We start from the raw sequence: 24,014 nt of genomic DNA, 5'->3' as shown, positions 1-24,014 counted from the left end.
GTCATTCCTTGTTCTGGTTGATGGCGGTGTCGATGGCATTCAGGACGCCCAGGGCGCGGTTGAGATCGGTTTGCAGGCGGGCGCGTTCGGTCTTGCGGGTGGGGCCGAGGCTGCCGAGGAAGGTTGTGGTCTGCGCGGCGTGCTCGGCCCAGACCGGGCGGTGGCAGGGATGATGAGTGGCTTGCGAGCAGCGCGCGGAGTCACACATGCCAGCCAGCGGCCGGTCGGCGTTCGGGGTGCCGGCGAGTTTCAGGCAGAGCGCTCGGGAAGGGTCGGTGAACCAGCAGTAGTTGGCCGCGCCCAGGTGCAGTGTCTGGGCGCGTTTGGTGAGCAGGTTGAGGACTTCCCGGTTGCTGCGCTGGGTTTTCGGCGGTCCTGCTTCGGTGGTGGCGATCTTGCCGTCGATGTGGGCGAAGAACTCGGTCAGCTCGCGGGCTCCGGGTCCGGCGGGCATGGTCCCTTGCTGGTAGTTGCGGAACTCGGTCCAGACCAGATCCAGGTTGCGCCCGGCCTCGTGTTTGTTGATCTCGGCCAGCAGTTCGGCCTGCGCCCCGCCGGGGCGAGACGCGTATCCCTCCGTTGTTGCCGTTGCGATGTGTTTGAGGTGCAGTTTCGCGGCGAGCAGTCCTCCGGGGCGGTAGGCCAACTCGATCGCCAGCGTCCGGCGCAGGGCGCGGAGGCTGACCGGTGTCCCGGGGATCGGGGCCAGCCCGAGTCGCTGGCCGGCTGGCCCGTTGACCCAGTTGCGGAACCATTTGCAGCGGACGTCGAAGGCGAATCGGCCCAGCAGCGGCACCCCGTTCTCGGGGTTGTCGTGCAACTGTTCGAGCAATTGCGCGGCGCGGTAGGCGGGCTCGATGACGACCCATTCGTCGGCGACGCCGCCCAGCTGCTGCCCTTTAATGACTTTGCTGGCCAGCCGGTGGCGGACCAGCCCAGGGCCGTAGTGCTCGGGCGGGCGGCAGCAGCCGACTTCCAGCTCCATTAACTCCGAGGAGCGCATTCCCGACACCGCGGCCAGCAGGATGATCGCGGCGGTGCGAACGATCCCGACCACCGCGACGGCTTCCAACCGGTCCAGCGGCAGTGTCCAGGCGAGAGTGCCATCTCCATCAGCGCGATCGACGACAGAGGCGTTGCGCCCGAAGGGCTTATCCGCCCCGACCAGGTCCAGGACCGCTTCAACCCGGTCCCGCATGCGCGGGATCCACTGCCGCCAGAACTGGGTGAACCCGGCCTGGCGAGCCAGCAGCCCAAGCGAGATCCTGGTCAGTGGGTCCTCCGGCGACCACCCGGTAGCCACCCTGTCCCGAATGGTGTGCTCGGCCGCCAGCGGCAGCGGCTCGCCTCGACGCTCGTAGTCCGTTAGCAATTGTGCGATCTCCCCTTCGGGCAGCGTTGTGGTCAAGACGTGGTCCCCGTGCGTGTGCGACCACTTCCGATCGGCGTCTCTGACCTGCGTGATCAGATCGATGGCGCGCGGGCCGAGCGTGTCCACCAGATAGCTGGCCGCGGCCAGCATCGGCTGCAGGACGCTGTCGGCGACCGGCGAGGTCTTGTTCTGGCCAACACCGCTGGGCATCTCGGCAACAACCGACGGGGCGGCGCCGCCCCAAGGCCGCAGGTCTTCCGGGACGGAGTCGACGCTGAACAGCTCCCGGTGGTTGACCAGATCGACGACGGTCTGGGCTGCGGCCCGCCGGGTCGCCGGGCTGCGTTCGCCGACCACCTGGCCGTTTTCGTCCAGCCGGTCACGCCGATAGGCCAGGTATGCCTCGCAGTGGTCGGTGTTCACGTTGCCGAGGCTGGTGACGTCCTGGTCGGTGAGCCAGTTCAGGAAGCGGGTCAGTTCGGCCAGCCGCCCGGACGCGGTCAGCAGGTGCAGCGGGGTCCGGTAGGCGCGCGGCAAGGGCATCACGGCCGCGTGCTGGGGAGCGAGCAAGGCCAGGACCTGTTCCTTCGCGACCACTCGCCAGCGGGTGTTGGTGATCGCGGTGAAGTTGAACCGGCGGCTGACTTTGGCCATCTGGTTCGGCAAGCCGATCACGGCGGTGAAGTCCCAGCGGTCGTCCTCGAACGCCGGGCGGTGTGTCCCGTCGGGCAGCGCCAGCCCGGCTTCGCGGCAGACGTCCAGGCCCGCGAACGCCGACTGGAGCGGCCCGGAGGCGGCAGCGGTTGTCATCGGGTGGACTCCTCCGGGCGGACGGGAAGTTCGTCATCGCGGTCTTCGACCTGGACAGCGGCGCGAGCCACGACTGCCGGGTCGAAGCGATCCAGCACGTGGCCGATCCGCTGGGAGTAGGGGCCGAACACGGTCATGAACTGGGCTGCGGGCATCTGCTGCCATTGGCGGGAGAAGAATGCCTTGAGCCGCAACAGGTTTGCCGCGTGGCGGGGCGCGAACACCGCCAGCGGGCAGAGCAGGCAGACCCAGGGGCGGGCCGGGCAGGGTTTGCCTTTCGGGCCGTGCAGCCCGGCGAGTTGGTCGGCGCAGGCCGCGGTGAACACATCGCGTTGCCCGCCGACGAGTTCTGCGACGACGGTGTCGTCCAGGTTGAGCGCGGCGACCAGTTGCGGGTAGTCCCTGGCCAGTGTGGCGGCTTCTTCGTCGGTCACGACCGTGGGCGGGTGCGCCTTGCGCAGCAGGTCGTGCTGGGCGTCCTCCACGATCGCCTCGACCGCCCGGCGTTGGGACGGGGTGGTGGCGGTCAGGTAGTGGTCGCCCTCCACCTCCGGGCTGTGGTTCGGGTCGATGGTCGCCCGGCCGCGCCCGGCCCAGTTGCGCTTGTCCCGCAGCGACTGGAATGTCGTGCGGATCCGCGAGCGGTGGATCTTCATCGGAGTGCCGTCGGTGTCGAGCAGTTCATGGCGCACCACCCAGCGCTGGATCGCGACCCGGCTGGCCGATCCGACGTCCGCCGTGATTCCGGTGCCGCCGGGCTTGCGTAGTCGCAGCCACAAAAGCCGACGTTGCTCGGGTTCGGCATGGCTGCGCAGCAGCGCCGAGTGTGCCAGCCACTGTTCGAGCAGCCGGACCGCCCGCCGCGGCAGGTTGAGGCTCTCGGCCGCGGTGCGTCCTTTGACGTAGGACAGCAGGACGGTCGAGTCGCCGGCCCAGTCGATGTCGTCGGTGACCAGATCGTCGATGCCGTCCGGGACGATGCCGGAGTAGATGCCGAACAGCAGCCGGTAGGCGATCACGGTGTCCAGACGCGGGAACAGGTCCGTGCTCGCCTCCAGCACTCCGCCCCGCTGGCGGACGACGTTGTCGGAGCAGCCGAGGTGCTGTCCGAAGGCGACGATCCCGACCGGGCCGATCCGCGCCAGCAGCCAGCGCAGGTTGTCCTCGCGCCACCCGTGCTCGCGCGGATGGAGTCCGTGCCGGGCCGCGGCCAGTGCGCGCTTGTGCCGGGCGAACGACTCGTCCACGACCCTGCGGCAGGTCTGCGTCAGCCGCTCCCATTGGTCTTCTGGATAGGGCGGCAGCTGGTGGTGGCTGCGCTGCTGGTTGTAGGCCCGTCCGGCCGCCAGCTCGGCCAGCTTCGCGTCCACTCTTCCGCCGGCCAGTTGTAAGCCATGCAGCATCCGGCGGGTGCACGCCTCTTTCGGGCCACTGGAGGCCATCCAGTACTCGGCCATCTGCCCCCGCCGCAGGTCCGTTGCCCCGCCGGTGAATCCCTGGGCGGCCAGCGTGCGGGCCAGGTGCCGGATGGACTGTGCATAGTGGGTCAGCGAACCGGCGGCGTCGATCGTGCCGTGCGGATGGATCAGCTCCGCCAGGCCGAGCAAGAGGTCGCGGACCAGCGCCGGGCAGGGCAAGCCGTCCAGGTCGACTCGGGCGCTGGAGCCATCGCTGAAAACGCACTCGATGCCCAGCGGTTCTTCGGTCACGGTGGCGGGCATCAGCAATCCTCGCCTTCGTCGTCGAACTCCGCCGCGGCTTCCCGTTCGGCGGCGGCCTCGCCGAGCAGGCCATCCGCGAGGCCGGCGTTCTCGTAGGCATCGCGGTAGATCCGGGTCGTGTCCAAACGCTTGAGGTATTTTTCTGTTGTCAGCACTGAGGAATGACCGAGCAAGTCCCGCAGCACCAGCATTGGGTCCGCTTTGGACAGATAGAACACCAGCGCGGCGTCAGCGTCGGTGTCCTTGACCAGCTTGGCGGCTTGCCGGTAGTGCCCGGTCACCAGGTATTCCAAGGTGCGCATCGCGAAAGAGTGGCGGAGGCGGTGCGGGAAGACGTGCGGGAACCGAGGCTCGAACCGGGCGCGGATCCGATCGCTTGTCCGCTCGAACACGGTGGTCCAAGCGGTGAACGGCCCGCCGTCATTGCGCAGCGCGAGAAGGCAGGAACCCCCTCCCGGAGAGACCAGCCGTCGTCGCTCGTCCGGTGTGAGCGTGTCCCAGCGGCGGCGGACGCCGTTGATCTGTCCGCCCCGGGCGTCCGGGCTGGTCACCAGCAGCGGTTCGCCCCAGCGTCGTGGCGGTAGCCAGCTTGAGCCCGCCGAGGTGACGGCCCGGTCGAGGTCGAGGTAGTGATGGACGGTCGCCAGCGCGTCGTAGGAGATCCAGGTGGTCCGGAACTTGCGCCCTTTGGCCACACCCGAGGGAACGGGAAACGGGATCGGAATCGCCATCGGTTCGGGCGGTAGCGCCGGGATCTCGTAGGTCAGCAGGTATGTGAACTCCTGCGCGCGCAGCCCGGTGGCCAGCGCGAGTTCGCCGACGGCGCCGTTGCGCGCCAGTTCGCGGCCCCGGTAGCCGGTGTCCGGGGAGCCGTCCGGCGCAAGACCGCGCAGGCCGTTGACGAACAAGCCGGTGAAATCCGGCTCGAGGTACTTGATCGTGACGTGCGGGCGCGGGGTCCGCCGCACCGCCAGGTTCACCCGAACCTCCCGGCCCGTGCCGTGGAACAAAGCTCGCGCCGTGCGGTAGGTGAACGGCTCGGCCTCCGCGTGGCCTTCCTCCATCGCCCACCGGTAGAACAGGGACAGGATGCTCATGTGCTGGCCCCATGTCGTGGCGGCGAACCGCTGCTTGAGCGGGCCCGTCGCGCGATGTTCGGCGTAGCGGCTCAACCCCAGCTTCAGCTGATCTCGCGAGTCGAACAGCGCCACGCCGTGCTCGGCCAGGAATTCCGTCCACTCCTTGACCGCCCGCGCGTACGCCTCCCACGAATTCGGCGACGGCGCACCGCTGGCGGGCAACCCGCGCAGCCACCGGTTCACCGCGACCGTCGGCCGCCGCACGCCCGGCGCGTCCTCGAACCGCAAGTCGTCATCGACCAACACCGGCATCCGCTCCGGAATCAGCGGCCGACGCTCGACCTCCCAGGACTCCCAGCTCTGCGACGAGAAGAAACTCAAGATCATGACCGGAGACCATAGAAACACCACACGACTCAAGGCAAAGCGCAAACGCGCTGCTCTCGTGTACCAGAGACAGTAATCGCCACACGAAAACTAAGCGGAGATAAAGTGTCGTAAGCAGTGCAGGTCGAGTTCCGGGTCCAGGCCCGCGGAATCTCGGGCTCGCTGGAACGCTTCGTTGAGGCTGCGCGGCGCCAGTCGGCTGCCCCGCTCGGTGAGAAACAGCGCCTGGTGCCCGGTGGTGTCCAGCAACGGCCGGATCTGCTCGATCCATTCCTCGAACGGCTCGACCACCCAGTCCATCTCGGGTACAAGCAGGACAGTGCGCCGCTTCGGCGGGCTGCCCCGGGAACTCTTGCCCCAGCGCACAAACAATGCGCCGCAACGCCGGAAACGGTGGATCCGGGGATTGTGGCGCAGGTCGGGCAAATCCAGGCCCCATGCTTCCCTGCGCCGGAGGCCGAACGCATACACCGTCTTGAGTGCGATCGAGTCCCACCACGCGGTGATACACCCCTTGCGGCCACGGGCCCGCGCTTGGTCGGCCAGGCCGTCGGCGGCGTCGAACAACGCCTGGACCTCGTCGTAGTCCAGCGCTCGCCGACCGGGCCTGCTTTCGACGTCGACGGCGTGCCGGACGCTGTTGAACTCGTGTAAGACCATGGTCGGCGCTGTCCCGAACCGTTGCATGCACACCTCCGGCCACTGGTACCGCGCATCGGTGACGTACTGCAGGAACAACCGCAGCACGCACTCATGCGCGCGCAGGGTCGCCATCTGGACCGGTCGATTGCCGGATCGTAGCTGCGAGAGGAACGCTTCGACCTCTCCGGCCGTCCACTGCCACGGATACTGGTTCGACGCCGTCGCGAGCCGACGCACAAGATCCAGCCGGCTACGGATAGTGCGAGGTTTCAGGCACCGGACGCGTTGCTGCCGCGCCCATCCCTCCAACATCGCCTCGAACACTGCCGTCTCCGGATCGAGGAACGACACGCCCTCGGCGAGGTCCTTCGCTCTGCTCGTCTACGCCTCCGCGCATCTCAAGTACTACTGGCCGGCGGCGTTCTGTGCGGGCCTGTTGCGGGCGCAGCCGATGGGTTTCTACTCCCCGCAATCGCTGGTCGCCGACGCCCGCCGCCACGGCGTCATCGTGCGCGAGCCGGACATCAACGCCAGCCTCACCCACGCCACCCTCGAACCCGAACCCGAAAGCACCGGCGGGCACGCCATTCGCCTCGGCCTCGCCGCGATCCGACACGTCGGCGACAACGCCGCCGAAACGATCGTCGCCGAACGCCAAGCCAACGGCCCGTACATCAGCATCGGTGAGCTGACCGAACGCGTCCGGCTGAAGAAGCCCACGATCGAGGCGCTGGCCACCGCCGGGGCGTTCACCAGCCTCGGCCCGGAACGACGCCAAGCACTCTGGGCCGCCGGCGCCGCGGGCACCACCCGGCCCGAACACCTCCCCGGCCTCGCGCCCGGCCTGGACGCCCCGGCCCTGCCGGGGATGACACGGTTTGAGGTCACCGTCGCGGACCTGTGGGCCACCGGCATCTCACCCGGCTCCCACCCCGTCGAATACCTCCGCCATTGGCTCACCGACCACGGCGCCATCACCGCCGCCGTGCTCGACCAGGCCGAGGACGGCGAGCGGGTGTGGATCGGGGGAGCGGTCACCCACCGGCAACGCCCCGCGACCGCCGGCGGGATCACGTTCCTGAACCTCGAGGACGAGACGGGCATGGCCAACATCCTCGTGTCCCCGGGCCTATTTCACCGGAGTAGGAAGGTGCTAGTGGCGAGCAACGCCCTGCTGTTTCGCGGAATCGCTCAAGTCACCGAAGGATCATCCACGCTCGTCGCAGATCACGTGCGTCCGTTGGAACTCAGGGGCTTGGCGTCGCAGTCGCGTGATTTCCGATGACCGGAGCGAACCGGGAATGGCGAACACTGGAAGTGCCGATCCGACCAGGTTCAGAGGCGCCCAAACGATGCCCGTGGGGCCACGATCTGACAGTTGGTGGCGTGCGGCAGGGCTGGTCACAGGATTACCGTGCTCCGGAATGGCTGTGCGAGGCCTGCCACGCTCTGACAGGTGAAGGCGGAGTCTGGGCGATGATCGACACCGCCGTCGAGCGGCAGGTCATGGAAACCGGCGTGGATGAGTACGGCCTACGCCTGGTCGTCCTGCCACCGCCGGTTCCCGCCGGGGTCGGCGTCATCCAGCTTCGCTTAGGACACACGGTCTTCGGTGAAGCGCGGCTATCGCTGTGTCCGGTCGACCGCCGCGCGATCCTCGTCCATGTCGAGGTCGAGGAGAAACATCGACGTCGTGGAGCGGGGTGTGTGCTGGTGAACGCCGCCATGGAGCGGGGCGCCAAGTTCCAATGGTCGATGCTGCCCATCGGGCGTGACCCGGTTACTGTCGCGTTCTGGGCCCGGGTCGGAGCGGCCGGGCCAGCGACCCCGCATCCCTGCACGCATCAGGTCAACGCGAACGTCGTCCCTGCCGAGTCGCGGTGGACGAAGTGGTGGTGACTGTTCACTCGGCTGGCGAGGGGGAGTGGCGCGTGGGGTTCTGCTCGTGGCGTCCGATCGATCGGGTGGTGCTCGTTGAGCACGCCCGGGCTGACGACTGACTCTGGCGGTGGGCTTGGGCTCGGTTCTGCTCACCGCAGCGCTGTGGCGAGCAGCGGGCTACTTGCAGTTCGGCACGGAAGCGGCAGCGTTCCGGGCGGCGCAGCAGTTGTCCAACGGCACGATCCAGGGAGCATTTGGCTTGCAGGCACATGTGCGCATGCAGGTGAATCGGCACGGCCAGGTCCGGGCGTAGTCACTTTTCGTAACAGGACAGGTCGACATCGAGCGGTTTGCCGAGGTAGCCGTCCTCAATAGCCGCTTGGAAGCTCAGCTCGCGGTCTTTGAACGTCGGTGCAAGCCAGCTCGTGATGCTCACGCTGCCGGCTCCGACGAGGGTTGCCAGGCCGTCGGTGGAAACGTACTCACATGATGTGTGGCCACAACGGAATTCAGAGCCGGGCCGACTTCCATGGTCAATACGACCTTGACCGCACAGGAACCCAACTCGACCTGCGCCAGCGGGGGGAGGGAGGGAGGGAGGGAGGGACAGACCGGTCGCTTTGGCCCTCGAACTGCTCGCTGGCGTTACGAAATGCTCCCGGACACGGTCAGGTGGTGATCGATCGGCTACGGTCAGCAAGTGTGGCTTGATGCGCTATGGGGACTTCTCGGCTCCGCGACCAACTGCGGCGTCGTGTTCATCGAGGCCAGTAGACGGGTTAAGGGATGGCCATGGGCTGAACCCGATGGCCCCGGGGGCGGCGTCTATGCCGTGTCGATCGGCATCCACTTGTTCGTCGGCACAGTCACGACTACTGCGGTCGCGACCACGCCGTTGGTCAGCAGCGGCTTAATCGCCTTCGGAATCGGAGTCAGCGCGCCTACGGTCGTCAAGAAGGTCGCCGCTTATGCCGAGTCCTTGTTGCCTTCCTCGGAAGGAAGCGACAAACCCAAGCAGGTGGAACCGGAAGGTGGTGGTGGAAGTGGCGCGTAGACCCCTTTTCCGCCGTTTGCTGTCCGCGCTGGCTGGAACAACGCCCGCCTTCTCGCCCACCTCCTCCCCCTTCGCACGTGGGCGAACGCCAGGCGCTCGCCTGCTATCGGCGCTGGCTGGTACGACGCCCGCCTTCATCGCAGGGACACTGCCGGATTCGTATACAGCACGTCCGGAACCGGACGCCGGTCAAGGATCACCACCGCTGGCCAGTGATCGGGCCATGGGCGACGAGCCGCCACCGGAGTCCACCCTCGCCGAACCCACGACAGCGGATTCGCGACGTCCGATCGCGGTGTTGGTGGTGGACGACCACCCCATGTGGCGTGACGGATTGGCTCGTGATCTGGGCGCCCGTGGTTTCACAGTGGCGGGGACGGCGACGGACGCGGAGTCGGCTACTCGGACCGCTCGGACTGTCCGCCCTGATGTGGTGCTGATCGATCTGTACCTGCCCGCCGTCCTGGACGCAATCATGGGTATCGCACTCGAACTGCCGGACAGCAGGGTGGTTGTGCTGTCCGCGAGCGGGCCGTCTCAGGATGCGGTGGAAGCGGTGAAGGGCGGAGCGTCCGGCTATCTGGACAAGTCGGCATCCGTGGAGGACTTAGTAAACGCTGTGCAGCGGGCTGCTGCGGGCGACGCGGTGTTCACCGCCGGGCTTGCCGGGCTAGTACTGAGCGAGTTCGGCAGGATGTCGGCTGACCCTCAGAGTCCGTGGTTGACCGACCGAGAGTCGGAAGTGCTGCGCCTGGTGGGGAAAGGCCTGACAGTCCGGCAGATTGCCGACCGGCTGGTGATCTCTCGGAGGACAGTGGAGAACCACGTTCAGGGGGTTTTTCGGAAGCTGCAACTGCACAACCGGGTGGAGCTTGCGCGCTACGCCATCGAGCACGGCCTGGATGGCGAATCAGAGGAATAGCCACGGTTGCAGTGCGGCTGTGAACTGTGATTGTTTCGGACCCGGCGAGTGCGACAGCGGCATGAGTGGCGGATAGTTCCTGCGCGGTGAAGTCCGCCAGGAACATCTCCACCGGCCTCACGGGGTTGTTTGTGCGGTCGACAAGCAGCCACGGCACGGCGGCCGACCATGTAACCACTCGCCACCAACGGAGCAACTGAATCAACGCCAGATCACTCGTCCCAACATCCCCCATGCGTCTCCCAAACGTCGGCTGCACGCAGTCTCATCGCCGAGCTAGAGATCGAACGGCGACCCATCGGCGTGTCGGTTCTTAGTCCGGACAACGGTGTGGGCACGGCACAAAGTGCTCGCGCGGGCCAGCGCGGCGCTGCTGATCCGTGGCCAGGTCCAGGCCTCAGACGGCGTGGTCACGCTCGTAGCGGACAAGCTCGAATGCCTCGACCTGTCCATGACCACCGGCCCCTCCCGGGACTTCCGATGACCGGCGCCAACCGCCACTGGCGTGTAGGGTCCCAGAATCGATGGCACTTTCCCAAAGATCTTGGCACTGAAATGGCACTAGTGCCACGAAAACTGGGATTGACCATTCTTCCGCGCCCGCTGGGCCGTTCGAGTGGGAGTCCGCGACGCGCCGTCAATGAGCAAGCCGCGAGTTGACGCTGAGGTGTAGCTCTGAAGCTCGTCGAGCAGCTCACCTGCGGCAGGGAGCAACATGGCAGCTGATTCGAACGGCCTCTCGGCGTCGGTCCGGCTTCGACTGCCAGATCACGAAGAACTCGTCTATCCGTGGCTTGAGGCGGACGTCTCGATCTTGAGCATGGCTGCGCCGTGGCGGACATTCGTGTCCTACAAAGGGCAGCGTCACTATTCGGGGTGCTTCTGGTCAGCAACTCAAGGTGATCTTATTCTGTACGAGTCGCGACTGGAGTTGGCGCGGTTGCTGTTCGCGGACTTCGACCGAGCAGTGCGCGGCATCGTCGCTCAGCCGTTCCTTCTGGAGGCAGAAGTCGACGGTCGACGTCGACGGCACGTGCCCGACTTCCTTCTGCTGACCGAAGCGCTGCCGATCGTCGTGGACGTGAAGCCGGCGAGCCGGGTCTCGAAGCCAGATATCGCCTTCGTGCTCGCGTGGACTCGGCGAGTTGTCGAAGCACGCGGCTGGGTCTACGAGGTGTGGTCGGAACCTCCACCGATCGAGCTGGCCAACGTCCGACTGTTGGCCGGTTATCGTCGTGAGTGGCTGTTTGACCCGGCGGTGCTAGCGGAGCTGCGTGAGGCTGACCTGGAAGGCATGTCGCTCGGCGCTGTCAGACTCGCGCTCCCGCACTGGCAGCCGGAGATCGTTGCTGCTTCGGCGCTGCACCTGTTGTGGCAGAAGCACTTCCTGGCTGACCTCGCTGACCCGTTGGACGCGACGACCGTGTTGCGGGTCGCAGCATGACCGGCGGCGTGTTACGGGTGGGAGTGGGGACTCAGGTCCATTACGACGGTGAGGTGGTCACCGTCGTCGAGCTGGTGATCACCAAGGCGGGGAATGAAGTCGTGCTGAAGAACACGGCAGGCACGCTCACTGCGCGCATCTCGCTCCGGGAGCTACTGACGTCGGATCGCGTCGTAATCATCCCGGACGCGGTGGATGCGAATGGTGACGAGCTGGCGGATCCAGCGACCGTGGTCTTGGCGGAGCTATCCGAGAGCGAGCTCCGACAGGTTCATGAGCGTGCTGCGCACGTGCGCGAAGTCCTCACCGGCTACCGAGCGGGCTCCGCTGTACTAGCGGGCGCAGGGGAACCGCGGCCGCAGTACCGACCGGGTCTGCCGGCGAATTCTCGCTACGCGGCGAAAGCGGCTGAGCTGGGTGTTGGTCTGCGTACGGTGTTGCGGTGGGTGGCGGACTTCCGGAACAACGGAGAAGCAGGCTTGGCGTCCAAGCGGGATCGCACCGCACGGCGGTTATTAGGGCGCGTTGATCAACGGTGGGTGGACCTCGCGCTCGAAGTGATGGTGGAGCACAGCGAGGAATCGACACCGTCCCGAACGATGGTGATCAACCGGACGAACGCCCGGGTGATCGCGCGCTTCGGCGAGGGCGTGGTGAAGGCGCCGAGCCGGACTACCGCTTTCCGGGTGCTGGAGGAGTTGGAGCGACGGCATCCGACGTTCCGTCTGAGCGCCAAGCGGAATCGGGACATCGCGGATCGGCCGGGCGGGGTTTACGGGAAGTTGCGGCCGACGCGGCCGGGTGAGTACGTGGTGATGGACTCGACGCGGCTGGATGTGTTCGCGCTGGATCCGGTGACGTTGCGGTGGATCAACTGTGAGCTCACTGTGGCGATGGATTGGTACACCCGCTGTGTCACCGGGATCCGGCTCACGCCGGTGTCGACGAAGGCGGTGGACGTCGCTTCGGTGCTGTTCCAGGTGTTTCGTCCCCGGCCCGCTGGTTCGGAGTGGCCGGAGCACGCGGTGTGGCCTGAGCACGGGATCCCGCGCACCGTGCTGTTGGACGTGGACGCCGCCGAAAGCCCCGAGGTTCGGCGGCCAGGCTTATCGGGGCCGGCGATGGCGCCGGAGACGATCGTGGTCGACCACGGCAAGGTGTTCGTCTCCGCGCACTTGACCAGCGTGTGCGCGCGGATGGGGATCTCGATCCAGCCCGCTCGGTTGCGCACCGGCCGGGACAAGGGGCCGGTGGAGCGGTTCTTCCGCACCCTGCGCGAGGACCTGCTGCAGGCGCTGCCCGGTTACAAGGGCCCGGATGTACACGCACGTGGGATCAACCCGGAACGCGAGGCGTTCTTCTTCCTCGACGAGCTGGAGGAGATCGTCCGGGAGTGGGTCGCGGTCGTGTATCACCATCGCCCGCACGACGGGCTGCTCGATCCGCATCTGCCCGCGATGCGCATGTCCCCGGCGATGATGTTCGGCCACGGGCTCGCGCGCGCCGGCTACATCGAGGCGCCCCGAGATCCGGACCTGGCGCTGGAGTTCCTGCGCACCGAGTGGCGCACGATTCAGCACTACGGCGTGGAGATCGACGGCCGCCGTCACAACGGTCCCGCTCTCAACCCGTACCGCGGCCGCAAGAGCCCTCACACGGGTGTCGCGCGCGGCCGGTGGCCGTTCCAGGTCGACCCCGACGACGTCAGCCGTGTCTACTTCCGCGACCCCCACACCCGCGCCTGGCACACGCTGATGTGGGAGCACGCCCTGGCGCTGGACATGCCGTTCAGCCAGGACGCGCTGGCGTTCGCCCGCAAGCTCGCGGCATCGCGCTACACCTATCCCGATGACAAGGTCGCGGTCGCCGACCTGCTGGAGCGCTGGAACGCAGGCCTCGGCCGCAGCCTCGCGGAACGGCGGATCGCGCTGCGTCTCGCGCGGGATCAGGCAGCCCTCGACCTTCCCAGCACCGAGCCTGCGGTCGCAACGCTGCCCTCAGTCGCCCGTGTCCTCGCGGCCGCACCAGTCGACGTCAACGACCACGAACCGGAGATGGGTGATGTCGACGACGTCGAGGAACTCGCGGCCGGGAACGGGGACTTCTACGCCGACGCGCTGGGGGACGTGTGAGCACGGCCGGGCTGGACAACCTCACGCTCGCACGCAAGGAAGGATGGCAGCAGTTCGTCGACGCCCCCGCGCGAACCCGGCCGGAATCGTTGTCACGCAAGCAGATCCGTGCGCTCGGTGTACAGGCGCGCGCGAGCTACGACCGGAGCCGCCGGGAGTGGCACGCGAACCTCGGTCCGCTAAGGACACCGCAGCTGGCTGAGCTGCATGACGACCTATGGGACATCGTGGACAGCAACGCCCACGACGGAGACAAGGCCAAGGGGGCGGTCGCGATCGACGCGTTCCCCGGTCTGGGCAAGACCACTTCGGTGCTGGCCTTCGCCAAGCGGTTCCACCTGCGCGAGATCGCCGAGCACGGCTCCCTCACCTCGGAGGGCCACGAGCGGTGGCCGGTGTGTCGGGTCGGGCTGACCGGCAACACCGGCCTGAAGGACTTTAACCGGGCGATGTTGGAGTTCTTCGCCCATCCCGGAATCGGCCGTGGCACGGCCAGCCAGTACGCCACGCGCGCTCTGGACTGCATGGTCAGCTGCCACGTCCGGTTGTTGATCGTCGACGACCTGCATTTTCTGCGGTGGCGCGCCAACTCCGGTGTGGAGATCAGCAATCATTTCAAGTACGTCGCCAACGAGTTCCCGGTCACCCTGATCTTCATCGGCGTCGGTCTGGCCCGCCGGGGCCTGCTCGACGAGGCCGATGCCGCCGGCGACCCGGTGCTCGCGCAGACCGGCCGCCGCACCACCCGGCTCGGGATGGAGCCGTTCCTGATCGACAGCGCCGTACACCGGCGGCAGTGGCGCGCGATTCTGCACGATCGAGCAGCGTCTGGTGCTCGCCGATGCGCGGCCGGGCATGCGGGCCGATGACCTGTCCGACTATCTGTTCGCGCGGTCGACCGGGCACATCGGGTCGCTGATGACGCTGATCAATCGCGGCTGCCAGCGGGCCGTGCGTACCGGCGCTGAACGCCTCGACCAGGCCGTGCTCGACAGCGTGAAGAACGACGCCGCTGCGGAGAACGGCCGCCGCGAACTCGAAGCCGCCTTCCAGGCTCGACGCCTCACCACAGCGGTCGCCAGTTCAGCTACCACAGCTCGCCGCAGAGCGGCCAGGTCGTGACACCGCTCCGCCGCCTACCGGTGCGCCTCGCCCCCGTCCCCGGCGAAAGTCTGGACTCGTGGCTGGCAGCGTTCTCGCGCAGACTGGCCACGCCCGCCCGCGACCTGCTGCCCGCCCTCGGGCTCGATGTCACCACCCTCCGCGGCAGTACCACGGGGCTCGCGGTCGTCCTGCGGGACGACGAGGCCACCCAGGTGGCCAAGGCGACCGGCGTGCCCGTCCCGACGTTGCACATGATGACGCTCGCGCGCTACAACGCCGTGCTTCGTACGGACCCTTCGACCCGGCGGCTGATGCCCTATCACGCGTGGACCCGCCGTCGGGGAACGTGGTTCTGCCCGCGCTGTCTCGCCGAGACCGGTGGACGGTGGCAGTTGCGGTGGCGGCTGGGCTGGTCGTTCGCCTGCGTCAGACACCGGTGCCTGCTCGTCGACCGTTGCCCGGACTGTGGACAGATCCCACGCCCCGACGCCGGGTTGCTGCACATCCCGCTGGCCTCGCGGTGTGGTGCACGACCGGCGACCGCGAGCCGCACCCACGAACGCTGCGGTGCCGATCTCACCGCGAGCGCACCGCACGAACTCGCCGGCGGGCACGCGGTGCTGGCTGCGCAGCGCCTGATCGACACGATGCTCACCACCGGCACCGCGACCTTCGGCCTCTACACCGCGACCGCGGCCGGTCAGGTGTTCACCGACCTGGCCGTGCTCGCTCCCCGGATCCTGGGTACCGCCGCCATGCCACACGCCGCCGATCCCGCGGTCGGTGACCTCGCCGAGGTCTACCAGGCCTCGCTATCCGAAGGTGGCACCGCCTACCACGGCGCTGGCTCTGGCCCTGGCCACGCGGTGCACGCTGCTGTTGCCGTGACCCGCGCAATGGCGGTACTCAGCAAGGCCGATGCCACAGCCGCCGCCGCGGCACTCGCCGCCCTGCCCGCGCCCGGCATCACGGCCCGACGGCTGGTCTCCCCGCACGACAATGGCCCAGCACGATCGATCAGCACGATGCTCACCGACACGCTGCAGCGAGCGCGCCACACCCTGTTCCCACGCCCACCGTCACCGTCGAAAGCCCGCACCGCCCGGCCCCGCACCCCGTCCGGCCGGCGCCATGACCTGCTCGGCAGCGTCCAGCACTGCCCGGACCACGACCGCGCCCCGCCTCGTAGTAACCGATCTCCTTGTCCCACCCGTCAAAGACAAGACTCGGACGGACCTCCACCATGAACACGGATCCAGATATTTGGCCCAATCCGGTCGTGTGAACGTCCGCTACTGCCGATGAGCGGCTACGACATCGCAGTCAGTGACCCATGTCTGTGGCAACGGATGGCGGACTTTGAGTTCGCGTTGAGAAGATGCGCGCGACGCCGTCGCGAACTGCTGTCCAGTTGTGGTGATCCACACCAAACCCGGAGGTCCTCCCGCACTCCAAGATCATCCGACTACGTGTCCCCACGTTCGCGACCTCCCGGGGCAGTACACCTAGCACGTTTGGAAGACCCGTGCTCGAGAGCTATCGCGCGGGGTAACCGGTCGACCCGGTGGGGTTGGCAGGCGCACGCCGCCGATGGGGCCGGTGAGAGCACCGCCCCCATCAGCCACCCGTCCGCAGTCAGGCTCAAAGGAAAATGATGCTCACCGAAAATCGCGGTCGAGCCTCGCCGCTCTCGTTCGCGCGGTGCCGTCCTTACTGGGGTGCGGGGATTCCTTGGCTGATCCCGCCGTCGACGGTCAGTCTGGCGCCGGTGGTGAAGGTCGCGTCGAAGGCGAGGAACAGCACGGCCGCGGCGACTTCCTCGACGCTGCCGTGCCGCTGCATCGGGGTTGCCATGTCTCCCATTTTCATGAAGGCGTCCCGGCTCTCGTCGGTCATGCCGGTGATGCCCATGGTCGGGGTGTCGATGAAGCCGGGGCTGACCACGTTCACCCGGATGTTCCTGGGCAGTAGCGCGTGGGCGATTCCTTTGGCGAACGCCCGGACCGCGGCTTTCGCTCCGGAGTAGACGGTCAGGGCGTCTGTTCCGCCTTCGTCGGCGATGGAGGTGGTGAAGACGATCGAGCCACCATCTCGGATGAGGGGAGCCAGCCGTTGGGTGGTGAAGAACGCGCCCTTGGTGTTGGTGTCGAAGCTTTGGTCGTAGGACGTTTCGGTTACCTGGGCGAAGGGTTCGAGCTTGGCGAGTCCGATGTTGACGAATACGAAGTCGATTCGGCCGAGCTTTTCTTCGACGAGGTCACCGAGCGCGTGGATGTCGGCCATGCTGGTGGCGTCGGATCGGACCACGTGCGCGGCCGGGGACGCGAGTTGGGTCCGTGCCGTTTCGATGTTCTTCTCGTTGCGGCCGGTCAACAGGACTTCCGCGCCACCGTCGAGGAGTGCCTTGACGACGGCGAGTCCCATGCCGTGCGTTCCGCCCGCGACGACGGCCTTCTTGCCTGAATACTCGCTCATCGTCTACTCCACGGGTTTCTTGATCAGGTCGACCATGTCGGCGAGGCCGCGGCCATGAGCCGGCGGGCCGATGAGGTCTCGCAGGGGGGTGATCAGGTGGGAGAGCAGGGCTTTGTCGACGTTCTGGGCGTTGCTGGTCGTGACGATGTTGGCGATGGCCACCGCCTGCATGTCCGGCGGGGAATCGGATTCTGCGGCAGCCTGTGCGCTCGTGTCGTTTTGCTGGACGAGCAGGGGCAGCGCGACGGTCGTCGCGGTCAGCCAGGGGGCCAGCAGGGACGAGGCGAATTCCGTGAGATCGGCCTTCTCCGTGCGGACGAGGGCGAGTGCGTGGCTCGCTCCGGCGAACTGGCCGTACATCGCGCTGAGCAGGGCCAGGTCGTAGAGCGACGCCAACCCTGGGGCGGCGCCGACGTACTTGGCGATGCCCAGCCGGTTCAGCGCCTGCTCGTACTGGTCGAAGACGCGCCGTGAGCCGCTGTAAAGGACGAAGGCTTCCGGCTGGCCGATCATCGGAGGCACGGCCATGATGCCGCCGTCGAGGTAGTCGGCGCCGCGCTGGGCCGCCCAGGTAGCGGTCTCGCGGGCCTGGTCCGGAGTGCCGTTGGTGAGGTTCACCAGTGCTCGACCGGTCAAGGCGTCGCCGACCGGATCGAGGATCTCGTGCAGGACCAGGTAATCCAGCAGACAAACGACCACCAGAGGACTGGCCGTGACCGCCTCGGTGATCGTGGCCGCCCGCGTCGCGCCGTCCGCGACGAGACTGTCGGCCTTGCCCGCCGAGCGGTTCCAGACGGTGGTGGGGTGGCCGGCGGCCAGGAACGCGGCGGCCAGCGCCTTGCCCATTGCGCCGAGGCCGATGACCGTCACCGGGACGGGTGATTCGTGCTCGTTCATTCACAACTCCATTCGGTCTGTGACCACCACTCTGGGATGGGGCACCCCAGGTCGGGTCTAGGTCCGGTCTAGGTCGGGTGCGCGTCGAGCCGGCCGCCGGCCCGCCGGTTACCGTGGTGCCGTGCGTTTCGGAGTGCTCGGTCCGTTGGCCGTGTGGACGGCGGACGGGACCCGGGTCAACGTCCGGGAGTCGAAGGTCCGTGCCCTGCTGGCGGCCCTGCTGTTCCACGAGGGACGGCCGGTGTCGGCTGATCGGCTCATCGATGACCTGTGGGGCGAGCGGCTTCCGCTGAACCCCCGAAAGACCTTGCAGACGAGGGTCTGGCAGCTTCGGCGGGCGTTGGAAGACGCCGAGCCGGGAGGGCGGGACCTGGTGGTGTCCCAGCCGCCTGGGTACCTGCTGCGGGTCGATCCGGCCAGGGTCGACATGGGCCGGTTCCGGGACCTGACCGCGCAGGCGCGAATCAGCGGCGACGCCCGCACACGGGCGGAGCTGTTGTCGGATGCCCTGCGGCAGTGGCGGGGGCCGGCGTTCGCGGACTTCCAGGACGCGGAGTTCGCCGGGCATCTCGCTCGACGTCTTGAGGAGGAGCGGCTGGTCGTCCTGGAGGAACAGGCTGAGGCGAGGCTGGAGTCGGATGACCGGCTCGCCACCGCACTCGCCGGCGAGCTCGGCGAACTGGTGGCTCGATACCCTCTGAGGGAACGTCTGTGCGCGGTCTACATGCGTGCGCTCTACCTCGCCGGGCGCCAAGCCGAGGCACTGGCCGCCTACAGCGGGCTCCGCCACCGGTTGGCCGAGGAACTGGGCCTGGACCCCGGGCCTGAGCTGGCGACCCTTCACCAGTCGATCCTGGAACAGGCCACCCACCTCAGCCTCACCTCCGGCGCCGCGCCGCGAACCACCCTGCCCATCCCGCTGAGCGCCCTGATCGGCAGAGCGGACGTCGTCGGCGCGGTGCGCTCGGCGCTGGGCACGGCCCGGTTGGTGACGCTGACCGGCCCCGGCGGTGTCGGCAAGACGCGGCTGGCCGTGGAGACGGCGGGCGGTCTGGTCGATGCCTTCCCCGACGGCGTCTGGCTGGTCGAACTGACCATGCTGGATCGCCAGGACGATCCGCGGACGTCAGCGGAACTGACCGACCTGGTCGCCGCGGTCCTCGGCCTCCGCGACGACGCCACAACTGCCTCGTTCCCGTCCTCTGGTCCCGTTTCCTCGCTCGAGCGGCTCACCGGTGCCTTGTGCACGAAGCAGCTACTGCTGGTCCTGGACAACTGCGAGCATGTGACCGAGCCGGCCGCCGAACTCGTCGAACAGCTGCTGTCGACAGCGCCGGGGCTGCGAATCCTGGCGACCAGCCGTCAGCCGCTCGCGGTCGACGGGGAACAGGTGTGGCCCGTGTCGCCGCTGGAGCCACCGGCGCCCGGGGCCTCGATCGAAGCCGTGCGCAAGTCCAGCGCGGTCAGGCTGTTCCTGGCACGAGCGAGCGCCGCCGTGCCCGGGTTTGAGTTGACCGCGGACAACGCGGACGCCGTCGCCACGATCTGCCGGCGGCTCGACGGGATTCCTCTCGCCTTGGAACTGGCCGCCACCCGGCTCCGGGCCTTGGGCGCGCGGGAACTGGCCGCACGAGTGGACGACCGGTTCCGGTTGCTGGCAGGCGAGAAACGGGGAGCACCTGCTCGTCAGCGGACGTTGCGGGCGATGATCGACTGGAGCTGGGAACTGCTCACCGAGGCCGAACGCCTGGTGCTGCGCCGTCTTTCCGTCCATGCCGGAGGCTGCACCATCGAGGCGGCCGAAACGACCTGTGTCGGCGGGGGAGTGCGGGCGAGGGAGGTCCTCGATCTGCTTGCCCGGCTGGTGGACCGTTCGCTGGTCGTCATGACCGAGACCGCGGACGGCCCTCGGTACCGGCTACTCGAATCCGTCGCGGCCTACAGCCACGAACGGCTCGACGAGGCAGGCGAGTCCGAACGGATCCGGCAGCTGCACCGCCGGTACTACACCGAACTCGCCGAACGCGCCGAGCCACACCTGCGAAGCAGACAGCAACAATACTGGTTGCGGCGCCTCGACGCCGAGACCGCCAATCTCCACCGGGCGCTGGACGACGCGATCCAGCACGACGAAGCGGAAGTGGCTCTCCGGCTGGTCAACGCGCTGGGCTGGTACTGGTTCCTGCGCGGCAGGCTCGGCGAAGCACGCCGATTGCTGAACCTGGTCTTGCCCCTCCACGGGCAAGCACCTGCCGCGACGCGGGCCGTGGCGGCCGTATGGCAAGCAGGCATCACACTGCTGATCCGCGATGCCACCGATCCGAACACGGTCGTGCCGAGCGGCGTGCTGGACACGGTGAACGACACCGTCGCCGACCCTGCCGTGCGAGCGTGGGCCGAGTGGTTCCTCAGCTTCGCGCAGAGCGGTTTCGACACCCCGGCAACGACCGGTGACCGGATCGATCGGCTTCTGTCGGCCTACCGCGCCGCCGCCGACGACTGGGGCGTCGCGGCCGTCCTGATCACGCACACGTTCGCTCTCGCCAAGGGCGACATCGCCGAAGCCGGCCGGCTCGGCCGTCAAAGCCTGACCCTCTTCGAGGAACTCGGCGACAGCTGGGGGCAAATGAAAGCCAGGCAGCGCCTCGCCACACTGTCCGAAATCAATGGCGACTACGAAGACGCCGCACGTCTTCGCCGTGAGGGCCTGTGCAACGCCGAAGAGCTCGGGTTATGGACCGAAGCGGCGTATGAACTGTCCGGACTCGGACGCAGCGCCCTGCTGGCAGGCGACTACGGCACAGCCGAGGAGTTCCACACCCGAGCGATGCGACTGGCCGCGGAACAGTCCCACCAGTGGGGCGTCCAACACGCCGAAGTCGGCCTCGGGCTCGGCGCGCGCAGGCAAGGCAAACTCGATACCGCCGAAACACATCTGCGAAACTGGCTCGACTGGTGCCGACGCTGGAACGGAACCCCCGGCCTCGCCTTAATCCTGGCCGAACTCGGCTTCATCGCGGAACAACGCGGCGACGCGTCGACGGCGCTCGACCTCCATCTCGACGGTTACACCGCGGCACAGGCCACCGGCGACCAACGGGCGATCGCGCTCGCGCTGGAAGGATTGGCCGGGGCACACTCGCTCGCCGGCCATCACCACCACGCCGCCCGCCTGCTCGGTGCGGCCGCCGCACTCAGAAAAGCAGCGGGAGCGCCACTACCGGCCGCCGAACACGGCGACATCGACCGGATCACCGCCAGGATCCGGCACAACCTGCCCGAAAACGTCTTCGTCACCGAATTCGAAAACGGTCGGAGAAACGACCTCGACGTGATCGCTGGAAACACCACAGCGCCAAACGCCTAGCAGCCAGCAAACGCCCTCGCTGGTCGGGCGAACGCCGGCGCGTCCGCGTCTTGACGGCCCTGCGCGCCGTCGTGGTAGCCGGTGAGGTCGGAGGGAACAGTCAACTGAGGAAATGCCAAGAGTTTGAGACTGATCATGGTGACGTCACCATGAGACAACAGAGAAAGCCCAGGTCGCGCAAGATCGGCATGTCACGGGCGGCGAGACCCTACAGGCGCTGTAGGGTCTCAAAACCGACCTCATTTTCTCATTGGCAGTTTCATGCCTGGTTCATTTATGAAGCTGGCATGAGATTGGGCTGTCCGGGTGGTCGTCGTCGACACACCGAGGTGGCGCGGTGTGGGTAGGTCTGCCCGATGGGAGGGTGCCCTCGCCTGCAGCTACCTAGGTGAGAGAGCAGGGATGGCCGCCGCGGACATCCCTACGTCGACGGTGGTCAGTTGTCGTTGCGCGGTCACGCTTGCCGAGCAGGCTCAGGTTTGGGCGTCGGTAGAACTGGAGGCGTTGAGGTCGGCTGTGCCGTGGAGGACTTTCCGCTGGTACAAGGGGCAGAAGCACTGCTCGGGTACGTTCTGGTCGGCGACTGAGCGCGATCTGGTGATCTACGAGTCTCGGCTCGAGCTGGCGCGATTGCTGTTCGCGGACTTCGACACCTCCGTAGGCCACATCGTGGCCCATCCGTTCCTCCTGCGCGCCCCGGCCCGCGTTGCTCCGGAACCGCTGTCGGGCAGCGAGTTACGGCGCCTGGGAGCGGATGCCTTGGCCGACTACAACAAGCAGCGGCGGGTCTGGCACGCCAACCTGGGACCGATCAAGACTCCGCAGCTGGCCGAGCTACACGAGGACTTGTGGGACATCGTCGACAGCAACACCCAGGATGGAGACAAAGCCAAGAGCGCGGTCGCGATCGACGCGTTTCCCGGGCTGGGCAAGACAACGTCGGTGCTGGCGTTCGCCAAGCAGTTCCACCTGCGGGAGATCGCCGAAGAAGGCGCCTTCACCAGGGACGGGCACGAGCGCTGGCCGGTCTGCCGGGTCGGGTTGACCGGCAACACCGGCATGAAGGACTTCAACCGGGCCATGCTCGAATACTTCGCCCATCCGGGGCGAACCACCGGAACGACGGCACAGTTCGCTCACCGGGCACTGGATTGTGTGCTGTCCTGCGCGGTCAGGATTCGGCACAGACCAGGCCGTCGTCGGGGTCGTCGTGCCAGCCCTGCTCGGCGAGCCACCGGTGAACGGGTTCGGGTGGGATGTGCCCGATTTTCGGCGGATACTACGGCGCCCCCAAGAGAGGCAACGGACACGGCAGGTGCGGCCTCATCGGGTGCCAAGCTGGACGGACAGGACGTACGTGGTGTGGAGGCTGCTGCGATCATGGGCAGGTCCCTGGGCAACGAGAAGTACCTGTGGGGAATGGATCCGTGTGACAGTTGCAAGGCTGTTGTGGCCCATTACGGCATCCGGTTCCGCACGTACGATCGGAGGAATCCGTGAAAGAGTGGCCGACTGGGCTGCAGGACGAGCTTCTGCGAGTCGGATGGAGCCCGGAACGCCGGGTGGACACCTCGGAGTGGCGGAGCATCTTCGAGCCGCACGGGCTCGAGATGTTCCCAGCGGCGGAGGACTTCCTGTCCCGGTTCGGCGGGCTCTCGTTCGAGAAACGTCCGAACGGGGTCGATTCCTACTGCTTCCAGTTCGAGCTGGATCCCAGGCTGTGTGCGGGTGAGGAGGATCTGTTCCTCGACTGGGGGAAAACGATGGGAAAGGCCTGGTTTCCCCTGGGGGAGTACGACAACAGCAGGTTCTTCCTCGCCATCGACGAGGACGCGGTGATCTACACCGCCGTCAACTGGATCGCCCGGTTCGGCCGAGGGGTCGAGGGGCTCGCCGCGATCGTGTTCGGTGTGTTGCCGGAGCCCCTCGAGATCGACGCCGTCGAGGACTGACGCAGCGGCGGTCGAGTGCGCGGATCATCACCACGCTCACTCGGCCGCATACATTCCGCGGGGCCTGGCCGACGCCACCAGCACGCACGCTGCCGCTGAAGAAGTGCCGCAAAACTGAGACCGGTCGTGAGTGACACCGGAGTGAGACGACTCGGAAACCGCAGGTCGTAGAAGATCAACATGTCACGCGCGGTGAGACCCTACAGCGCACCCTGGAAATCCCGATCCGGCCCGGCACTGGGGAACCTGCACGATGCCCCTGGGGTCATGACCTCGCTGTCGCCGGAGTCCGGCAGAGCTGGTCCCAGGACTACCAGGCGCCGGAATGGCTCTGCGAGGCCTGGTACGCACTCCCCGGTCGGGATGGGGTGTGGGCGCTGATCGATCCTTCGCCCGCGCCGGCACGTCACCGACGATCAGGCGGACGAGTACGGGCTGCGTCTGATTCTGTTCCGTCCCGCCACACCTGGCGGGGTCGGCGCTCTCCAGCTTCGGATGGGCACACGGTCTTCGGTGAGATTCGGTTTTCCTTGTGCGGCATCGATCGGCGCGCGATCCTCGTGCACGTCGAGGTTGAAGAGAAACACCGGCGCCGTGGAGTCGGCCGAGTGCTGGCCGCCGCCGCAGCAGCCAGAGCGCCCCGTTACAGCTGGGCGATGCTGCCAATCGGTCAGGACCCGATCGCGGTCGCGTTCTGGGCCCGGATCGGAGCCGCCGGCCCGGCGAGTCCGCATCCCTGCTCGCATCAAGTTGAACAAGGGGTTGTGCCCTCAGA

The 24,014-nt window shown here is 67.3% G+C and carries 20 protein-coding genes; 13 read left to right on the top strand and 7 right to left on the bottom strand.

All coding sequences use genetic code 11. The features are described from left to right. Position 1: 1 nt before the first annotated feature. The 4 genes from DL991_RS32380 to DL991_RS32365 all read right to left on the bottom strand — a co-directional run bounded on the left by DL991_RS32380 (position 2) and on the right by DL991_RS32365 (position 6,362). On the bottom strand, positions 2 to 2,182 hold the full coding sequence (locus DL991_RS32380; protein WP_125788152.1) for a site-specific integrase: 2,181 nt from the start codon (positions 2,180 to 2,182) through the stop codon (positions 2 to 4). Then, a complete protein-coding gene (locus DL991_RS32375; RefSeq protein WP_125788151.1) occupies positions 2,179 to 3,903 on the bottom strand; it encodes a hypothetical protein in 1,725 nt (574 codons plus the stop codon). Before DL991_RS32375 ends, DL991_RS32380 begins: the two co-directional genes overlap by 4 nt. Further along, positions 3,903 to 5,369 carry a site-specific integrase gene (locus DL991_RS32370; RefSeq protein WP_125788150.1) on the bottom strand — a complete coding sequence of 489 codons (1,467 nt, stop codon included), beginning with the start codon at positions 5,367 to 5,369 and terminating at the stop codon, positions 3,903 to 3,905. The genes DL991_RS32375 and DL991_RS32370 overlap by 1 nt, the downstream gene beginning before the upstream one ends. A 90-nt stretch (positions 5,370 to 5,459) precedes the next feature. Further along, positions 5,460 to 6,362, bottom strand: a complete 903-nt coding sequence (locus DL991_RS32365) for a tyrosine-type recombinase/integrase (RefSeq protein ID WP_199754171.1) — start codon at positions 6,360 to 6,362, stop codon at positions 5,460 to 5,462. A gap of 100 nt (positions 6,363 to 6,462) precedes the next feature. On the opposite strand from DL991_RS32365, the gene DL991_RS32360 reads away from it, so the two are divergent. After that, a complete protein-coding gene (locus tag DL991_RS32360) occupies positions 6,463 to 7,296 on the top strand; it encodes an OB-fold nucleic acid binding domain-containing protein (protein WP_125788149.1) in 834 nt (277 codons plus the stop codon). Between the two features lie 191 nt (positions 7,297 to 7,487). Next, entirely contained in the window at positions 7,488 to 7,910 is a 423-nt protein-coding gene (locus DL991_RS32355) for a hypothetical protein (RefSeq protein ID WP_125788148.1), read from the top strand. Between the two features lie 295 nt (positions 7,911 to 8,205). Here DL991_RS32355 and DL991_RS43820 read toward each other — a convergent pair whose 3' ends face one another. Then, positions 8,206 to 8,328: a hypothetical protein gene (locus DL991_RS43820; protein ID WP_255433398.1), complete on the bottom strand. Its 123-nt coding sequence runs from the start codon at positions 8,326 to 8,328 to the stop codon at positions 8,206 to 8,208. Between the two features lie 264 nt (positions 8,329 to 8,592). Here DL991_RS43820 and DL991_RS32350 point away from each other — a divergent pair, with 264 nt between their 5' ends. The 8 genes from DL991_RS32350 (at position 8,593) to DL991_RS32325 (ending at position 15,795) form a co-directional block, all read left to right on the top strand. Next, the gene (locus DL991_RS32350) at positions 8,593 to 8,946 is read left to right on the top strand and encodes a hypothetical protein (protein ID WP_125788147.1); all 354 of its coding nucleotides are present in this window, start codon (positions 8,593 to 8,595) and stop codon (positions 8,944 to 8,946) included. Between the two features lie 223 nt (positions 8,947 to 9,169). Then, positions 9,170 to 9,868, top strand: a complete 699-nt coding sequence (locus DL991_RS32345; protein WP_125788146.1) for a response regulator transcription factor — start codon at positions 9,170 to 9,172, stop codon at positions 9,866 to 9,868. A 328-nt stretch (positions 9,869 to 10,196) separates the two neighbouring features. Beyond that, positions 10,197 to 10,352 carry a hypothetical protein gene (locus DL991_RS43095; protein ID WP_233599127.1) on the top strand — a complete coding sequence of 52 codons (156 nt, stop codon included), beginning with the start codon at positions 10,197 to 10,199 and terminating at the stop codon, positions 10,350 to 10,352. Between the two features lie 231 nt (positions 10,353 to 10,583). Further along, entirely contained in the window at positions 10,584 to 11,312 is a 729-nt protein-coding gene (locus DL991_RS32340; protein ID WP_199754170.1) for a TnsA-like heteromeric transposase endonuclease subunit, read from the top strand. Continuing rightward, positions 11,309 to 13,444: a Mu transposase C-terminal domain-containing protein gene (locus tag DL991_RS32335; RefSeq protein ID WP_125788145.1), complete on the top strand. Its 2,136-nt coding sequence runs from the start codon at positions 11,309 to 11,311 to the stop codon at positions 13,442 to 13,444. Before DL991_RS32340 ends, DL991_RS32335 begins: the two co-directional genes overlap by 4 nt. Next, a complete protein-coding gene (locus DL991_RS32330) occupies positions 13,441 to 14,313 on the top strand; it encodes an ATP-binding protein (protein WP_199754169.1) in 873 nt (290 codons plus the stop codon). Before DL991_RS32335 ends, DL991_RS32330 begins: the two co-directional genes overlap by 4 nt. Next, on the top strand, positions 14,276 to 14,566 hold the full coding sequence (locus tag DL991_RS43090) for a hypothetical protein (RefSeq protein WP_199754167.1): 291 nt from the start codon (positions 14,276 to 14,278) through the stop codon (positions 14,564 to 14,566). Before DL991_RS32330 ends, DL991_RS43090 begins: the two co-directional genes overlap by 38 nt. After that, positions 14,563 to 15,795, top strand: a complete 1,233-nt coding sequence (locus tag DL991_RS32325; RefSeq protein ID WP_125788144.1) for a TniQ family protein — start codon at positions 14,563 to 14,565, stop codon at positions 15,793 to 15,795. The genes DL991_RS43090 and DL991_RS32325 overlap by 4 nt, the downstream gene beginning before the upstream one ends. Positions 15,796 to 16,258: 463 nt before the next feature. Here DL991_RS32325 and DL991_RS32320 read toward each other — a convergent pair whose 3' ends face one another. Together DL991_RS32320 and DL991_RS32315 are read right to left on the bottom strand one after the other, a co-directional pair. Next, positions 16,259 to 17,023: an SDR family oxidoreductase gene (locus DL991_RS32320; RefSeq protein ID WP_125788143.1), complete on the bottom strand. Its 765-nt coding sequence runs from the start codon at positions 17,021 to 17,023 to the stop codon at positions 16,259 to 16,261. Between the two features lie 3 nt (positions 17,024 to 17,026). Beyond that, positions 17,027 to 17,920, bottom strand: a complete 894-nt coding sequence (locus DL991_RS32315; RefSeq protein ID WP_125788142.1) for an NAD(P)-dependent oxidoreductase — start codon at positions 17,918 to 17,920, stop codon at positions 17,027 to 17,029. 121 nt (positions 17,921 to 18,041) lie between these two features. Here DL991_RS32315 and DL991_RS32310 point away from each other — a divergent pair, with 121 nt between their 5' ends. From DL991_RS32310 to DL991_RS32295, 3 genes are all read left to right on the top strand, one after another. After that, the gene (locus tag DL991_RS32310) at positions 18,042 to 21,287 is read left to right on the top strand and encodes a BTAD domain-containing putative transcriptional regulator (RefSeq protein WP_125788141.1); all 3,246 of its coding nucleotides are present in this window, start codon (positions 18,042 to 18,044) and stop codon (positions 21,285 to 21,287) included. Between the two features lie 402 nt (positions 21,288 to 21,689). Continuing rightward, positions 21,690 to 22,787: a hypothetical protein gene (locus tag DL991_RS43085; RefSeq protein WP_199754165.1), complete on the top strand. Its 1,098-nt coding sequence runs from the start codon at positions 21,690 to 21,692 to the stop codon at positions 22,785 to 22,787. Then, positions 22,784 to 23,239, top strand: a complete 456-nt coding sequence (locus DL991_RS32295; RefSeq protein WP_255431396.1) for an SUKH-3 domain-containing protein — start codon at positions 22,784 to 22,786, stop codon at positions 23,237 to 23,239. Before DL991_RS43085 ends, DL991_RS32295 begins: the two co-directional genes overlap by 4 nt. Positions 23,240 to 24,014: the final 775 nt, after the last annotated feature.

Origin of the sequence: Amycolatopsis sp. WAC 01375, from assembly GCF_003947325.1 — a bacterium.
GTDB lineage: Bacteria > Actinomycetota > Actinomycetes > Mycobacteriales > Pseudonocardiaceae > Amycolatopsis.
Note: the sequence above shows the minus strand (reverse complement) of the source record. Positions and strands in the feature narration are given on the sequence as shown.

Bases quoted from the DNA above. Each gene is read 5' to 3' on its own strand.
- DL991_RS32380 (WP_125788152.1), bottom strand. From the start codon at position 2,182: ATGACAACCGCTGCCGCCTCCGGGCCGCTCCAGTCGGCGTTCGCGGGC.
- DL991_RS32375 (WP_125788151.1), bottom strand. From the start codon at position 3,903: ATGCCCGCCACCGTGACCGAAGAACCGCTGGGCATCGAGTGCGTTTTC.
- DL991_RS32370 (WP_125788150.1), bottom strand. From the start codon at position 5,369: ATGATCTTGAGTTTCTTCTCGTCGCAGAGCTGGGAGTCCTGGGAGGTC.
- DL991_RS32360 (WP_125788149.1), top strand. From the start codon at position 6,463: ATGGGTTTCTACTCCCCGCAATCGCTGGTCGCCGACGCCCGCCGCCAC.
- DL991_RS32355 (WP_125788148.1), top strand. From the start codon at position 7,488: ATGATCGACACCGCCGTCGAGCGGCAGGTCATGGAAACCGGCGTGGAT.
- DL991_RS32345 (WP_125788146.1), top strand. From the start codon at position 9,170: ATGGGCGACGAGCCGCCACCGGAGTCCACCCTCGCCGAACCCACGACA.
- DL991_RS32340 (WP_199754170.1), top strand. From the start codon at position 10,584: ATGGCAGCTGATTCGAACGGCCTCTCGGCGTCGGTCCGGCTTCGACTG.
- DL991_RS32335 (WP_125788145.1), top strand. From the start codon at position 11,309: ATGACCGGCGGCGTGTTACGGGTGGGAGTGGGGACTCAGGTCCATTAC.
- DL991_RS32320 (WP_125788143.1), bottom strand. From the start codon at position 17,023: ATGAGCGAGTATTCAGGCAAGAAGGCCGTCGTCGCGGGCGGAACGCAC.
- DL991_RS32315 (WP_125788142.1), bottom strand. From the start codon at position 17,920: ATGAACGAGCACGAATCACCCGTCCCGGTGACGGTCATCGGCCTCGGC.
- DL991_RS43085 (WP_199754165.1), top strand. From the start codon at position 21,690: ATGGCCGCCGCGGACATCCCTACGTCGACGGTGGTCAGTTGTCGTTGC.